Source organism: Bradyrhizobium sp. USDA 223 (assembly GCF_044909005.1).
Classification (GTDB): domain Bacteria; phylum Pseudomonadota; class Alphaproteobacteria; order Rhizobiales; family Xanthobacteraceae; genus Bradyrhizobium; species Bradyrhizobium yuanmingense.
This window is the reverse complement of sequence record NZ_JBIYDR010000001.1, coordinates 6,447,627-6,462,625: the sequence shown is the minus strand read 5'-3', so window position 1 is coordinate 6,462,625 and position 14,999 is coordinate 6,447,627. Positions and strand designations below refer to the sequence as shown.

11 protein-coding genes are annotated in these 14,999 nt (G+C 67.1%); 7 read left to right on the top strand and 4 right to left on the bottom strand.

Translation table 11 applies throughout. The features are described 5' to 3' along the window. Positions 1-48: 48 nt before the first annotated feature. The 7 genes from ABIA40_RS30100 (at position 49) to ABIA40_RS30070 (ending at position 6,507) form a co-directional block, all read left to right on the top strand. A complete protein-coding gene (locus ABIA40_RS30100) occupies positions 49-441 on the top strand; it encodes a lipopolysaccharide assembly protein LapA domain-containing protein (protein WP_157285991.1) in 393 nt (130 codons plus the stop codon). 68 nt (positions 442-509) lie between these two features. Beyond that, positions 510-1,169 (top strand): phosphoribosylanthranilate isomerase, encoded by a 660-nt coding sequence (locus ABIA40_RS30095; RefSeq protein ID WP_275500484.1) that lies wholly within the window; start codon positions 510-512, stop codon positions 1,167-1,169. Next, positions 1,166-2,380, top strand: a complete 1,215-nt coding sequence (gene trpB / locus ABIA40_RS30090) for a tryptophan synthase subunit beta (RefSeq protein WP_157285989.1) — start codon at positions 1,166-1,168, stop codon at positions 2,378-2,380. Before ABIA40_RS30095 ends, trpB begins: the two co-directional genes overlap by 4 nt. After that, complete coding sequence (gene trpA / locus ABIA40_RS30085) at positions 2,377-3,213, top strand: tryptophan synthase subunit alpha (RefSeq protein WP_404544851.1); 837 nt, start codon at positions 2,377-2,379, stop codon at positions 3,211-3,213. The genes trpB and trpA overlap by 4 nt, the downstream gene beginning before the upstream one ends. Positions 3,214-3,382: 169 nt before the next feature. Then, entirely contained in the window at positions 3,383-4,324 is a 942-nt protein-coding gene (accD, locus tag ABIA40_RS30080) for an acetyl-CoA carboxylase, carboxyltransferase subunit beta (protein WP_157285988.1), read from the top strand. After that, positions 4,321-5,664, top strand: a complete 1,344-nt coding sequence (locus ABIA40_RS30075; protein WP_404544848.1) for a bifunctional folylpolyglutamate synthase/dihydrofolate synthase — start codon at positions 4,321-4,323, stop codon at positions 5,662-5,664. Before accD ends, ABIA40_RS30075 begins: the two co-directional genes overlap by 4 nt. A 102-nt stretch (positions 5,665-5,766) precedes the next feature. Further along, a complete protein-coding gene (locus ABIA40_RS30070) occupies positions 5,767-6,507 on the top strand; it encodes a metallophosphoesterase family protein (RefSeq protein ID WP_404544846.1) in 741 nt (246 codons plus the stop codon). Positions 6,508-6,630: 123 nt separating this feature from the next. On the opposite strand, the gene ABIA40_RS30065 is transcribed toward ABIA40_RS30070, so the two are convergent. The 4 genes from ABIA40_RS30065 to addB form a co-directional block, all read right to left on the bottom strand. Beyond that, positions 6,631-7,638: an ATP-dependent DNA ligase gene (locus tag ABIA40_RS30065; RefSeq protein WP_404546401.1), complete on the bottom strand. Its 1,008-nt coding sequence runs from the start codon at positions 7,636-7,638 to the stop codon at positions 6,631-6,633. A gap of 144 nt (positions 7,639-7,782) precedes the next feature. Further along, on the bottom strand, positions 7,783-8,103 hold the full coding sequence (gene trxA, locus ABIA40_RS30060) for a thioredoxin (RefSeq protein ID WP_008540017.1): 321 nt from the start codon (positions 8,101-8,103) through the stop codon (positions 7,783-7,785). Between the two features lie 70 nt (positions 8,104-8,173). Beyond that, complete coding sequence (gene addA / locus ABIA40_RS30055; RefSeq protein WP_404544844.1) at positions 8,174-11,683, bottom strand: double-strand break repair helicase AddA; 3,510 nt, start codon at positions 11,681-11,683, stop codon at positions 8,174-8,176. Beyond that, positions 11,677-14,823 (bottom strand): double-strand break repair protein AddB, encoded by a 3,147-nt coding sequence (gene addB / locus ABIA40_RS30050; protein ID WP_404544842.1) that lies wholly within the window; start codon positions 14,821-14,823, stop codon positions 11,677-11,679. The genes addA and addB overlap by 7 nt, the downstream gene beginning before the upstream one ends. Between the last annotated feature and the right edge of the window lie 176 nt (positions 14,824-14,999).

The window sequence follows — 14,999 nt, the reverse complement described above, 5'->3', positions numbered from 1 at the left end:
GTCGCACAGGATGCGGCCGCAAGCTTGATTCAAGGCGAGCGAAGCCAGATGCGAAAGTTCCTGACCGCGCTGATCGTACTTCCGCTGGGCCTCATCCTGGTGGCGTTCGCCGTCGCCAACAGGCATTTCGTCACGGTCTCCTTCGACCCCTTCATTGCCGACGACCCCTCGCTGTCGATCACCCTGCCGCTGTTCCTGTTGCTGATCCTGGCGGCGGCCCTGGGCGTTGTCGCGGGCGGCTCCGCCGTCTGGTTCGGCCAGCGGCGCTGGCGGCGCGCGGCGCGCCGGAATGACGCGGAGGCCCGGGCCGTCAGGGCCGAACTGGCCGATCTGCGGGCCCAGGCGACGGCAGCGAAGGCGGAGTCCCAGCGCCTTCCCGTTCCCTCCGGGATGGGCCTGTACGGGCCCGTCGGGCGAGACAAGCAGCGCGCGACGTTGTAGAAGCGGCCCCGACCGAAAAGCCCCGTTTTCCGGCCGCGGACCCCGCGGCCTCTACCCGCTTTGAGACCATGTCCCTGCTCGTCAAGATCTGTGGCCTGTCCACGCGCGAGACGCTCGAAACGGCGCTCGAGGCAGGCGCCGACATGGTCGGGTTCGTGTTCTTCCCGCCGTCGCCCCGGCACCTGTCCCTGGAGCTCGGCCGTGACCTCGGCCGTCAGGTCAAGCGGCGCGCGCTCAAGGTGGCGCTCACGGTCGATGCCGATGACGCGACGCTCGACAACATCATGGACGCGCTGTCGCCGGACATCTTCCAGCTCCACGGCGGGGAGAGCGTGGCGCGGCTGCGCGACATCAAGCAACGCTTCGGCCGCCCGGTGATGAAGGCGGTGCCGGTCGCGACAGCGGCCGATCTCGCGGTGCTGCCCGGCTATGCCGCGGTCGCCGACCGCATCCTGTTCGATGCGCGCGCGCCGAAGGACGCGACGCGGCCCGGCGGTCTCGGGGAGCCCTTCGACTGGCACCTGCTCGAAAAGCTCGATCTGAAACTGCCCTATATGGTTTCGGGGGGGCTGCACGCCGACAATCTGGCCGAGGCACTCCGCGTCACCCGCGCCGGCGGCGTCGACGTGTCCTCGGGCGTCGAGAGCGCGCCCGGCGTCAAGGATCCTGACATGATCAAGGCCTTCATCCGCGCCGCGCGCGGCACCCAAGAGTTGAGCGTACGATGAACATCGCCAAACCAAACTCCTACCGCAGCGGCCCCGACGATCGCGGCCATTTCGGCATTTTCGGCGGACGCTTCGTCGCCGAAACCTTGATGCCGCTGATCCTCGACCTGGAGAAGGCCTACACCGCGGCCAAGGCCGATCCGGCGTTTCAGGCCGAGATGAACGGCTATCTCAAGAACTATGTCGGCCGGCCCTCGCCGCTCTATTTCGCCGAGCGCCTGACCGAACATCTCGGCGGCGCCAAGATCTACCTCAAGCGTGAAGAGCTCAACCACACCGGCTCGCACAAGGTGAACAACGTGCTCGGCCAGATCATGCTGGCACGGCGCATGGGCAAGAAGCGCATCATCGCCGAGACCGGCGCGGGCCAGCACGGCGTTGCCACCGCGACGCTGTGCGCGCGCTTTGGCCTCGAATGCGTGGTCTATATGGGCGCTGTCGACGTCGAGCGGCAGCAGCCCAACGTCATCCGCATGGAGATGCTGGGTGCCAAGGTGATGCCGGTGCAGTCGGGCACGCGCACGCTGAAGGATGCCATGAACGAGGCGCTGCGCGACTGGGTCACCAACGTGCATAACACGTTCTATTGCATCGGCACGGTGGCGGGTCCGCATCCCTATCCGACCTTGGTGCGCGATTTCCAGTCGATCATCGGCAACGAGACCAAGGCACAGATGCAGGAGATCGAGGGGCGCCTGCCGGATTCGCTGGTGGCCTGCATCGGCGGCGGCTCGAATGCGATGGGCCTGTTCCATCCGTTCCTCGATGATCCCTCCGTCGAGATCTTCGGCGTCGAAGCCGCCGGCCATGGCCTGACGCAGCTGCATGCGGCCTCGATTGCGGGGGGCCGTCCCGGCGTTCTCCACGGCAACCGCACCTATCTCTTGATGGATGCCGACGGCCAGATCCAGGACGCGCATTCGATCTCGGCCGGTCTCGATTATCCCGGCATCGGCCCCGAGCATTCCTGGCTGCACGAGGTCGGCCGCGTGAATTATCTCTCCGCGACCGATGACGAGGCGCTCGCCGCGTTCCAGCTGCTGTCAAAGCTCGAAGGCATCATTCCTGCGCTCGAGCCCGCGCATGCCATCGCCAAGGTGATGGAGCTCGCGCCGAAGCGGCCGAGGGACCACCTGATGGTCGTCAATCTCTCCGGCCGCGGCGACAAGGACGTCCCGCAGGTCGGCGACATCCTGAGGGGCAAGAAGTGACCACGCGTATCGACACCCGTTTTGCCGAGCTGAAAAGCCAAGGCCGCGCGGCCTTCGTTACCTACGTGATGGCCGGCGATCCCGATCCCGCGACCTCGCTCGCGATCGTCAAGGCGCTGCCGAAGTCCGGCGCCGACGTCATCGAACTCGGCATTCCTTTCACCGATCCGATGGCGGATGGTCCCTCGATTCAGGCTGCAGGCCTGCGTGCGCTCAAGATCGGCATGACCTTGAAGAAGACGCTGGAGCTGGTGCGCGACTTCCGCAAGGACGACAATGTCACGCCGCTGGTGCTGATGGGCTATTACAATCCGATCTACATCTACGGCGTCGACAAGTTCTTGGCTGATGCCAAGACATCAGGCGTCGACGGCCTGATCATCGTCGATTTGCCACCGGAGGAAGACGACGAGCTCTGCATTCCCGCGCTGAAGGCGGGGCTCAACTTCATTCGCCTGGCGACGCCGACCACCGACGACAAGCGCCTGCCTGCGGTGCTCGCGAACACATCAGGCTTCGTCTATTACGTCTCGATCGCCGGCATTACCGGTGCAGCGGCGGCGGACGCCAATGCCGTCGGCGAAGCTGTCGCGCGCATCAAGCGGCATACCAGGCTGCCGATCTGTGTCGGTTTCGGCATCCGCACGCCGGAGGCGGCGCGCGCCATTGCCGAGAGGGCCGATGGTTCGGTGGTTGGCACCGCGCTGGTCGACTCCCTCAAGAACAGCCTCGACGCCGAGGGACGGGCGACCGCCAAAACCGTTAACGCAGTCGCCGAATTGACGGCCGCTCTGGCCCAGGGCGTCAAGGGCGCGCAGCAGGCGGCGGAATAGGCCATAATTCCGCTGTAGCTCTTTAATTTGAGCATGATCCGGTCGGAAAACCGCTTCACACTTTCCGGATCATGCTCAACGCGGGCGACACGGCGGCTTGCCGGGCAGATGTCCGGCCGCCATATATCCTTCAGGCGATTCCCAGCGGGATCGCACATCGGAGCAAACCATGAACTGGCTTACCAATGTGGTCCGGCCGAAGATCCGCAACATGCTGCGGCGGGAGACGCCGGAGAATCTGTGGATCAAGTGCCCGGATTCCGGACAGCTCGTGTTCTACAAGGACGTCGAGGCCAACCAGTTCGTCATCCCCGGCTCGAACTACCACATGCGCATGGGCGCGGTGGCGCGTCTCAAGTCGATCTTCGACAACGAGACCTGGTTCGACGTGGCGCTGCCCGAGGTCACGCCTGACCCGCTCAAGTTCCGTGATGAGAAGAAATACGTCGACCGCGTCAAGGACGCGCGGGCGCGGACCAATCTGAACGACGCTGTCAAGGTCGGCTACGGCAAGCTCGAAGGCGCCGCCGTCGTCGTCGCCGTGCAGGACTTTGACTTCATGGGCGGTTCGCTCGGCATGGCTGCGGGCGAGGCGATCGTGCGCGGGATGGAGCTCGCGGTCGAGAAGAAGTCGCCGTTCATCGTGTTCGCGGCCAGCGGCGGCGCCCGCATGCAGGAAGGCATTTTGTCCCTGATGCAGATGCCGCGCACCACCGTTGCGGTGCAGATGCTGCGCGAGGCAAAGCTGCCCTACATCGTCGTGCTGACGAATCCCACCACCGGCGGCGTCACCGCGTCCTACGCGATGCTCGGCGACGTCCAGATCGCCGAGCCCGGCGCGCTGATCGGCTTTGCCGGCGCGCGCGTGATCGAGCAGACCATCCGCGAGAAGCTGCCTGAAGGTTTCCAGCGCGCCGAGTACCTCAAGGAGCACGGCATGGTCGACATGGTCGTGCATCGCCACGAGCTGCGGCCGACGCTGGCGCGGCTCTGCCGCCTCTTGACCAAGGCGCCGGCGCAGGAAGGTGCATCGAAGCCGGCGCAGCCGGTGGCGAGCCCGGCGCAGATCGTATCCGCCGCCGAGACGGCGCCGGCAGCGCCGCACGCGTGAACGTCTCCCCTGACAGTGCAAAGACGCCGCTCGACGAAGTGATCGGGCGGCTGTCGGCTCTGCATCAGAAGCGCATCGATCTCGGGCTGGAGCGGATGCACCGCCTGCTCGAACGGCTCGGCCACCCCGAACGCAAGCTGCCGCCGGTGATCCACATCGCCGGCACCAATGGCAAGGGCTCGACGCTCGCTTATCTGCGCGCGACGCTGGAGGCATCAGGTCTTCGCGTCCACGCCTACACCTCGCCCTATCTCGTCCGCATCAACGAATGCTTCCGGCTCGGCCGCCTCAGTGGCGGCGTGCTCGTTGGCGACGACGAGCTGCGCGCGGCGTTGGAAGAGGTCGAGCGCGTCAATGCCGGCGAGGCCTCGACATTGTTCGAGCTGAAGACGGCGGCTGCCTTCCTGCTGTTCGCGCAGAACCCGGCCGACATCGTGCTGCTCGAAGTCGGCCTCGGCGGCCGGCTGGATTCGACCAATGTGGTCGATGCGCCGGCGGCCTCTGTGATCACGCCCGTCAGCATGGATCACATGGAGTTCCTCGGCGATACGCTGGCGTCGATTGCCGGCGAAAAGGCCGCGATCATCAAGCGCGGGGTGCCCGTGATTTGCGCCGAGCAGATGCCGGAAGCGATGGCCGTGATCGACGCGCAGGCGAGACGCATGCATGCGCCGCTGTTCGCCGCAGGCGAGAGCTGGCACGTCAGTGTCGAGCGCGGGCGCCTGGTCTATTCCGACGATCGCGGCTTGATGGACCTGCCGGCGCCGCGTCTGTTCGGGCGCCACCAATTCGCCAATGCAGGGCTCGCGATCGCGACGCTGCGCGCGCTGCCGACCATCAAGGTCAACCACGCCGCGTTCGAGGCCGGCATCGTCGGTGCCGACTGGCCGGCGCGGATGCAGCGCCTCACCTCGGGCGAGTTGCTGTCCTGGGGTCCGCAGGGCTCGGAAATCTGGCTCGACGGCGGCCACAATGCCGAGGGCGGCCGCGTGGCGGCGGCCGCGCTCGGCGATCTCGAGGAGCGCGTGTCACGGCCGCTGGTGATCATCGCCGGCATGATGGCCAACAAGGATGCGCTAGGCTTTCTCGCCAATTTTGCCGGCCTCACCCGCCACATCATCGCAGTGCCGATTCCCGACACGGAGAATGCGATGCCGGTCGACCGTCTCGCCGATGCCGCACGCAGCCTCGGCATGCGCGTCGAGCCCGCCCCCGGCGTCGAGGCGGCCCTGCGCGCGCTGGCGCAGCTCGCCTACGAGTTGCCGCCGCGGATCCTGATCACCGGCTCGCTGTATCTCGCCGGCCACGTGCTGGCAATCAACGGCACGCCGCCTGCATAGAGGTTGCCGTAGCCCGGATGGAGCGAAGGCAATCCGGGATCGTGCCACAAGCAAGGAAGGTCCCGGATTACGCTGCGCTCCATCCGGGCTACAGGAAATGCCATGCGCTTCGCCGCGATTGCCGACATCCACGGAAACTATTTCGCGCTGGAGGCCGTACTCGCCGACATCCGCGCGCTCGGTATTGCCGACATCGTCAATCTCGGCGACATGCTGAGTGGCCCGCTCGATGCGCGCCGCACCATCGAGATCCTGATGCCGCTCGACGCCGTGCACGTGCTTGGCAATCACGACCGTTATTTGCTCGACCGTCCGCCGGAGAAAATGGGTTCGTGGGATCGTCCTGCCTACGAACAGCTCGACGCCGCCCACCTCGACTGGCTGCGCGCGCAGCCGATGACGCGTGTCTTCCGTGAGCAGGTGTTCCTGTGCCACGCGACGCCAGATAATGACGAGGTGTACTGGCTCGACAGCGTGCATCCCGACGGCACGGTGGCGCTGTCCGCGCTCGACCACATCGAGCAACTCGCCCAAGGAATCACGCAATCGCTGATCCTGTGCGCCCACACCCATCTCGCACGCGCGGTGCGCCTGCGCGACGGCCGGCTGATCGTCAATCCCGGCAGCGTCGGCAGCCCCGGCTATCGCGACAAGCATCCGTACCCGCATGTGGTCGAGGCCGGCACGCCGCACGCGCGCTATGCGATCCTCGAACGCGTCGAGGCTGCCTGGCAGGTGACGTTCCGCCACGTTGCCTACGATCACGAGGCCATGGCCGCGCTGGCGCGCCGCAACGGTCAGCCGGAGCTTGCCAACGCGCTGGCAACGGGGTGGATCAGCTAGAACATGTCGTGTCCCGGACAAGGCGCATCGCTCAAGCGATGAGCCGCAGAGCCGGGACCCAGCTCGTGGTTCTGGGCCCCGGCTCTGCAGCGCTTCGCGCTGCGTCCGGGGCACGAGACCGCATCACTTCAACAGCTTCATCGGATCGGCCGCCTTCTGCTTCAACTGCTCGAACGTGCATTGACGCGGCGCCTTGTCCGGGCGCCAGCGCAGGATCGAGGTGCCGTGGCGGAAGCGTTCGCCGCTGAAATGGTCGTAGCAGACCTCGATCACCAGCTTAGGCTTCAGCGGACACCACTTTGCGGAGCGCTCGGTCGACCAGCGGCTCGGCCCGCCCGGCGCGTTGCCGGTGAAGCCGGGCTCACCGATCAGTGCTTCGAGCCGATCGGTCAACGCTGGCTTCTCATCCGCCTTGATCGCCGAGGTGAAGCCGACATGGTGCAGCAGGCCGTCATCGTCGTAGAGCCCGAGCAGCAGCGAGCCGACGACGTTCCGGCCGGCGATCTTGTTGCTGGCATAGCGGAAGCCGCCGACCACGCAATCGGCGCTGCGGAATTTCTTGATCTTCTGCATGCCGTCGCGATTGCCCGCCTGGTAGGGCAGGTCGATGCGCTTGGCGATGACGCCGTCCGAGCCGCCGCCGGATTGCGCCAGCCACTTTTTTGCTGTGGCGTAGCTCGTCGTCGCCGGTGAGAGGCGGAAGAGGCTGTTCTTGAGGTTGGCTTTCGCGAAGGCTTCCAGCGCCGGCCGGCGCTCGCGCAGCGACTTCTCAGCCAGGCCCTTCTGTCCGGATGTCGCGAGCAGATCGAAGACGAGGTAGAGCGCCGGTGTCTCCACCGAGAGCTTCTTCACGCGGCTGGCCGCCGGATGGATTCGTTGCAGCAGCGCGTCGAAGGAAAAGCTCTTGCCGTGCGGCACGACGATTTCGCCGTCGAGCGTGAAGCGGTCGGCCTTCAGCGCCAAGGCCGCAGTGACGACTTCCGGGAAATAGCGCGCGAGGTCTTCGCCGGATTTGGAGCGCAGGTCGACGTCGCTGCCGTTGCGCGCCAGCAGGCAGCGGAAGCCGTCCCACTTGGGTTCATATTGCCATTCACCGCCGCGCGGGATCGCGTCGACCGACCGCGCCTCCATTGCGGCGAGAGAGGTGGGCTTGCGGTCGCGCTTTCGCGGAGGAGCAGGCAAGGGCGGGACTCGTCATACGCTGAACACGTCCCATCAACGCCAAACGGCCGGCTTTCGCCGGCCGTTGTCGAAAATAATCTTGCGCGAGCTGGATCAGACCGCGGAGGTGATCCACTGCTGCAGCTTCGCCTTCGGCGCGGCGCCGACCTGGCGCGAGGCCATCTCGCCGCCCTTGAAGATCATCAGGGTCGGGATCGACATCACGCCATACTTCGAGGCGGTCTTCGGGCTCTCGTCGACATTGAGCTTCACGATCTTGACCTTGTCGCCCATCGCGCCGGCGATCTCGTCGAGAGCGGGTGCGATCATGCGGCAGGGGCCGCACCATTCGGCCCAGAAATCGACGACCACGGGGCCGTTCGCCTTGAGCACTTCGGCTTCGAAATCGGCGTCGGAAACCTTGCTAACGGCCATTGGGAGTACCTCACTCGGTTGAAAGAGAATCGGCGCGACCTGGAATCGCGCCCGGGATCATGCGGTCAACCTATGAACGGCCCCTTGCCGGGTCAAGGACGCTCACACCGAGATGAAGGGATGCCAGCGCCGCGTCCAGCGCGGGGGGCGAAATCTCCATGTATTCAAGGGCCTCGGTCCAGAGCAGGACGGCCCTGACCGGCTTTTGGGGATAAAGCCGCGACAGCACCGCCCGGTACAGCGCAAGCTGGCGGACATAGGTCGCCGGCGCCTCGGCCGCGCTTTTGGGCGCTGCCTGGTTGGTCTTGAAGTCGACGATCAGGACCTCCTCGGGGCGCACGACCAGCCGGTCGATCTGCCCCGACACCAGGGCCGGCGTGCGGCCCGGCCGCTCCAGCCGGCCGGCGATCGCGACCTCTGCCCGGCTGCCGGCGGCAAAGACGGGCGCGAAACGCGGCTCCGTGATCAGGGCGAGCACCTTGTCGGCCAGTGCGATGCGATCGGCCTCCGGCCAGTCCGCGGCGTTGCGCGCCATGAAGCCGAGCGCGGCCTCGCGCCGGCGCTCGCCGGCGATCTCGGGCAGCGATTGCAACAGCCGATGCACCAGCGTGCCGCGTTGCAACGCCAGCGCGCGCGACTGCACCGATTCGCCCGATCGGACGCTGCGGCCCTCCTCGGCAGACTGGCCTGAGGGGCGCACGGGATCGTCGTCGATGGTCTCGCGCGGGGCCGGTGTCCGCAGCCAGTCCGGCAGCGCGATGGTCTGGTGCATGGAGGCCGCCGGCGCGCCCAGCGCCGCGACGTCCTCGGGACGGGCGAACCGCGTCACCTTGCCGAGCGGCGTTTCGATCACCTGCTTGTCGAGGCCCGAGCCGGCAAGGCCGGTGTCGACGAGGTCGTACCAGCTCAGCTTGCGCACCGTCTTCATGTTGCCGGGCATGCAGCCGCCGACGATCAGCCGGTCGGCCGCGCGCGTCATCGCGACGTAGAGCAGGCGGCGATATTCGTCCTCGGTCTCCTCCAGCATCGCCTTGCGCGCCTCGGCGACAGGCCTGGGATCGTCGGCCTTGCGGCCGGCCCAGACCACAACCTCGCCGCCATTGCCGCGGGGCACCTGGATCAGCCGCAGCCGCTGCGAGTCCGCGGGCGAAGACGTGGTGTCGACCATGAACACGACCGAGGCCTCCAGGCCCTTGGCGCCGTGCACGGTCATTACCCGCACCTCGTCGCGCGAGATCTCCATGTCGCGCTTCACCTCGGTGTCGGCCGAGCGGAGCCAGGCCATGAAGCCCTGCAGCGAGGCCGGCGCCTTGCGCTCGTAGTTCAGCGCGAGCTCCAGGAATTCGTCGAGCGCGTCGTTGGCCTCATGGCCGAGCCGGCGCAGGATGCGCGCACGCCCGCCGTCGCCGCCCAGCAGCCAGGCATAGAACGCGAACGGCGTCTCCTCGCGCGCACGACTTTCGCAAGCTTCAAGACGCCGCAATGCCATGGCGAATTTCTCGCTTGTGGCCGCGTGCTCGCCGAGCGCGCGGCGCAGCGATCCCTTGCGATCATGGGCGAGCGTGAACAAATCGTCGTCATCGAGCCCGAACAGCGGGCTCTTCAGCGCCACTGCGAGCGCAAGATCGTCCTGCGGCAGCAGCAGCGCGTCGGCCAGGTTCATCAGGTCGATGATGGCGATGTGCTCGGTCAGCTTGAGGCGGTCGGCGCCGGCGACCGGAACGCCGGCGTGCTTCAGCGCCTGGATCACGGCGTCGAATGCGTTGCCGCGCCGGCGCACCAGGATCAGCATGTCGCCATAGCGCAAGGGACGACGCTCGCCCTCGTGCCCGGTCAGCGTGCCGCTCTCGACCAGCCGCTTGATCTCGGCCTGGATGCGTCGCGCAAGCTTGACCTCGGGGCTGGTCACGGCGACGCCGTCGAACGGCGCACGCCAGCCCTCGATGTCCTGCCGATCGTCGGCCTCGGCGAGATCCCACAGCTCGATCACGCTCGGGCCGGCATCGCTGAGCGCGTTGTGCAGGGGATGGCCGATCTCGACCGCATGGATGCTCTTGTAGATCGCGGGATCGCGGAAGACGTGGTCGACCGAATGCAGGATCGTCGCGCCCGAACGGAACGAATAGGTGAAGGCGACCGGATCGAATTTCAGCCCGGCGGCGGTGAACTTGCGGTGCAGCTCGCGCCTCCGCGCGTCGAACTCGTGGGGCGCCGCGCCCTGGAACGAGAAGATCGACTGCTTCTCGTCGCCGACGGCGAAGATGGTGCGGTTCAGCCCCTCGCGCGCACCTTCGCCGGCCGTGAACTCGGAGATGATGTGCGCGATGATGTCCCATTGCCGCGGGCTGGTATCCTGCGCCTCGTCGATCAGCACGTGATCGACGCCACGGTCGAGCTTGTAATGCACCCAGCCCGAGGCGATGCGGTCCAGCATCGCCAGCGTCTTGTCGATGAGGTCGTCGTAGTCGAGCAGCCCGCGTTCCTGCTTCTCGCGGCGGTAATTCGCGGCGGCCGCTGTCGCGATATGCAGCAGGGCCGCGGTGCGGTCCCGAACCGTCACGGCGCGGCGCTTTTCGATCAGCCCTGCAAGGCGCTGCGCCTCGGCTTCGAACAGGCGGGCCACGGACGGATTGTGATCGCAGAACTTCTTGGTCAGCACTGCCTTGCGCGGCAGCTTGTCGTCGGTGAGGAAGACGGACAGATAGGCGTCGACCTGATCGCTGCCGGAAAACACCTTTGCCGCGCGCAGCCGCCCGGCCTGGTCATTGTCGGATTTGCTGCCGTCCTCCAACGCGAAGGCAATGTCGTCCCAGCGCGCGCGCGGCAGGAACGGGCCGTCGAGAATTTCCGTCTCGACGGCTTCGATACGGTCGCCGATGTCAACGCCCAGCACCGCAGCCATCTGCGCCGCTGCGGCTTCCGCGTTGCCGGCCTCGTCGGTCCAGGCCATGAAATGATCGCGGCTGAGGCACGCCTCGCGCACGACCTCCTTGAAGGTGACATCGGCGGCGCTCGCCATCGCCGTCAGCAGCGCGCGGCCGGTCACGCTCTCCGGATCGCGCGCGGCTTCCAGCAGCACCTTCAGATTGGCGCGTTCCATCATGTCGGTCTGGTCGCGCTCGTCGATCACGGCGAAGCGCGCGGGAACATTGGCCTCGAACGGAAATTGCTGGAGCAGGCGGGTGCACAGCGCGTGGATGGTCTGCACCTTCAGCCCGCCTGGCGTCTCCAACGCGCAGGCGAACAGCTTTCGCGCATCGCGGCGCAGCTTTGCGCCGGGATGCGGGATGCCGACCGCGCGGATCGCCGCGTCGAGCGCATTATCGTCCAGCGTCACCCAATGGCCGAGCGTGGTGAACACGCGCTCGGCCATGTTGGCGGCGGCAGCTTTTGTGAAGGTGATGCACAGGATTTTCTCCGGCGGCACGCCCGAGAGCAGCAGGCGGATCACGCGCTGCACCAGCACATGCGTCTTGCCCGAGCCGGCATTGGCCGAGACGAAGGCCGATGCAGTCGGATCGGAGGCGCGCGCCTGCCGCGCGCGCACCTCGTCGGGGATGGGGCGCGGCGCCTTCACCATTCCTCGATCCCCAATCCGCCGGCCGCGGACCATTCCTTGATCCGGGCAAGGTCGTCATAGGTGCCGTAGCGATTCGCCCACATCGGCAGGTTCAGCGATGTATAGGCCTGATTTTCGTCCTCGAAGGCGCGGATCAGCGCTTCCAGCTTGGCTCTTGCCTCGGCCGCCGCGGTGTCCGGCGGCTGCGGCTCGTCGCCCGGCTTGAACTTGAGCTCGAGGATACGCTCCTCGCCGGGCGGATTGTTGCCGCTGAGGCGGACATAGACGAGCTGGCTCACGGAGGCGCCGGCGTCGATACCGGGAAAGCCGCCCTCGCGCAGGATCGCGGCTTCCAACGTCAGCTGCGGCGACAGGCCCATGCGGACCTGCTTGCCGGTCGGCGGCTGACCGGTCTTGTAGTCGAGGATGGCGTAGCCGCCGCCCTGGCGGCGTTCGATGCGGTCGGCGCGCGCGGAAAGGCGGAAGCTGCGCTGAGGATCGAGCATGATCGAGATCTCGCCACGGGTCTCCGCGACGATCGCCGCGATCGCCTCGCGCCGTGCCGTCTCCCATTCGCCGAACCAGCGCGCGATACGCTGGAAGCGCGGCCACCACAGCGCCCGTGCTTCGGGCCGCTCCATCAGCGGTGCAAAGTGCTTCTCGCCGATCGCGCGCAGCACCCGCGCGGGATCGTCGGGCAGACGCGCCGCATAGCTTTCCGTGAATTCGCCGATGGCATCGTGAATCGCCGATCCGCGGTCGGCGGCCGAGAGCGGCATGTCGACGGGGTCGAGCGCATCGAGCCGCAAGATGCGTTTGGCGTAGATCGTGTAGGGATCGCGTAGCCAGTCCTCGATCTCGGTGACGGACATCCTGAGCGGCCGTGTCGCGCGGGGCGGTCGCGGTTCCGGCTGCTTGATCGGCTTGACCGCGTCGGGCTGGTCGAGTGCCGCAGCGAACTGCACGTATGTCTCGCCGGCGCGAATGGCCGCCGTCCAGAGCTCGTCGCCGGCCACTGCCTCCAGCCGATGCAGGAAGCGCGAGGCCACCGCCGGCGCGCCGCCGGCCTTGGCGGAATGAGTGAGAATGACCTCATCGCCGCCGAGCAATTGCGCGAAGTCATGGGCGGACAGGCCAATGCGGCGTTCCGGCAGATCGAGCCCAAGCTCGTGCCGCATCGGCCGGCTCAGCCAGGGGTCGATGCGCGGCGCCGGCGGCCAGACGCCTTCGATCAGGCCGCCGATGATGATGCGGTCGGCCTGCATCAGGCGTGACTCCAGCGGGCCGTAGATCTGCAAGCGCGCGCCCGGCTTGTCGCGCCGCCGCACCGCGCGATCGCCGAAGGCGGTCTGGAAGACGTCCGCATAGTCGGTCAGCGCTACCGGCAATCCGCTGGTCGTGCCGCCACGCAGGAGATCGTCGAACGCGCCGGCGAGCGCGAGACCATCGCGATCCTCGAAGGCGAGCGGAATACCCTGCTCGTCGCGCGACAGCTCGATCATGATCTCGCGATGCCGATGCGCGAGCTCGGCGAAATCATACGGCTTCGACGACGGCAGGCTCTCGATCGGCGCCAATGCTTTTTGCAGGGCGTCGATCAGAGCCTGGATGCGATCGAGATCCTCGGCCTTGAGACGAGCCCGCGGCTCGGCGCGATGCAGTGCGGAGACCTCGCTGCGCCACAGCGTTGCCAGCTCCTCGCGGAAGCGGTTGAATTCGCGGAGGAGGCCGGCCGTGCCTGCCGGTGGGCGCGTGCCGCGCAGCACCGCAAGCTCCAGGCTCTCGATCGCCATCTTCCATGCGCCCGGCGCGCGGCCGAGCCGGCACAGCGGATGCTTCAGCATCGCCAGCAGCGTCGGCGGCTCCAGGCCCTTGGTTGCCGCCTCTGCCGCAAGGCGCGCAAACGTGCCAGCGGAGGTTTCCATCAAGACGTCGCCGCCGGAATCATCGAAGGCGAGATCCCATCGGGTCAGCGCCGCCATCACCCGCCGCGCCAGCGCGCGGTCGGGCGTGACCAGGGCAGCCGACTTGTCGAGATGGCGCGCCTCGCGCATGGCGATAGCGATGGCGAGCGCTTCCATTTCAGGATTGGGCGCTTCGACCACCGCGAGGTTCTTCATGCCGCCCGCGATCTTCGCGGCGACATCGGGCTGCTTCAGCCGGTCGTGCCAGACCTCGGTCTTGGCGGACGGCCGCATCGATTCCGACGCGAGCAGGTCGCGGCCGTCTTCCGCTGGCGGCTGCAAAATCTCGACGTCGCTGCGCTTGATGCCGAAGCGTTGCAGCAGCGCATTCATGGCGTATTGCGGATGGTTCGAGGCCGGATGCTCCGCGAACTTGCCGAGCGCATCGCGCACGCCGCCGATGCTGCGCCAGGCGTCGTCGTCGAGATCGGTGTCTAGGCCCGGTAACACCACCGCGCCATGCGGGAGCGAAGCGACCGCGCGCAGGAATTTTGCGGTGGCCGGCATCGAGCCGGTCGAGCCGGCCGCGATGACGGGGCCATGCGGATCCGCGATCAGCCGTTTGGCTTCCGCTTCGATCAGTTGGTCGCGTCGCGCGGCTGGCTCGATTCGGTTGATCTCGGCGAGATGATTGGGCCAGGCGATGCGGGCGATGCGCAGGAATTCGAGCGAGTGCTGCCAGTAGCGGTCGAGGTTATCAGGCACGAGCCCATCAAGGGCGCTCCAGTCGACGCCGCGCGTCACCATGTCGTCGATCAGGCGCGCGAGATCGGACGCCAGCGCCAGCGTCGAGGCGGGGCCGCCGACGACCAGCGGCGCCAGCACCGGACCCTTGGCCCAGGCGGCGACGAGCTGCGCCAGCGTCAGCCGCCGTTCGAGCTCGCCCAGCCGCGGCGGAATGTCGAGCGGCGCGGTCCCGGAAAACTGCTCGCTCTCGCCCGCGAAAGCGAGCTCGTCCTCGTCGATGTCGCCGAGCGCAACGATGCGCGGCAGCACGACGGCATCCGCCTTCATCTCGTCGAGGAAGATCTCGCGCACGATCCGCATGGCGCGCCGCGTCGGCAGATACAGCGTGGCGTCCGCCAGCCGCGCCGGTTCCTTGCGCGCCTCGAATCCCTCCACCAGCCGCCCATCGAGCAGGGCCGTGACGACCGTGCGCAGGAACGGAACTGAGATGGGAACGCTGAAGACGCGCATGAGCTGCCTGATTCGAAGGATCAGGCAATATAGGGAGACGGGGTCAATTGGTCATGGGTGCGGGCGAGTAGTCCCCGCTGTTCGCCGGACCGAAACAGGTCTCGTAGGGTGGGCAAAGCGAAGCGTGCCCACGTATTTTTTGGAGAGAGATGGTGGGCACGGCGCAAGGGCGCCTT

Bases quoted from the DNA above. Each gene is read 5' to 3' on its own strand.
- addA (WP_404544844.1), bottom strand. From the start codon at position 11,683: ATGGTGAAGGCGCCGCGCCCCATCCCCGACGAGGTGCGCGCGCGGCAG.
- accD (WP_157285988.1), top strand. From the start codon at position 3,383: ATGAACTGGCTTACCAATGTGGTCCGGCCGAAGATCCGCAACATGCTG.
- ABIA40_RS30095 (WP_275500484.1), top strand. From the start codon at position 510: ATGTCCCTGCTCGTCAAGATCTGTGGCCTGTCCACGCGCGAGACGCTC.
- ABIA40_RS30065 (WP_404546401.1), bottom strand. From the start codon at position 7,638: ATGGAGGCGCGGTCGGTCGACGCGATCCCGCGCGGCGGTGAATGGCAA.
- trxA (WP_008540017.1), bottom strand. From the start codon at position 8,103: ATGGCCGTTAGCAAGGTTTCCGACGCCGATTTCGAAGCCGAAGTGCTC.
- trpB (WP_157285989.1), top strand. From the start codon at position 1,166: ATGAACATCGCCAAACCAAACTCCTACCGCAGCGGCCCCGACGATCGC.
- ABIA40_RS30070 (WP_404544846.1), top strand. From the start codon at position 5,767: ATGCGCTTCGCCGCGATTGCCGACATCCACGGAAACTATTTCGCGCTG.
- ABIA40_RS30100 (WP_157285991.1), top strand. From the start codon at position 49: ATGCGAAAGTTCCTGACCGCGCTGATCGTACTTCCGCTGGGCCTCATC.
- addB (WP_404544842.1), bottom strand. From the start codon at position 14,823: ATGCGCGTCTTCAGCGTTCCCATCTCAGTTCCGTTCCTGCGCACGGTC.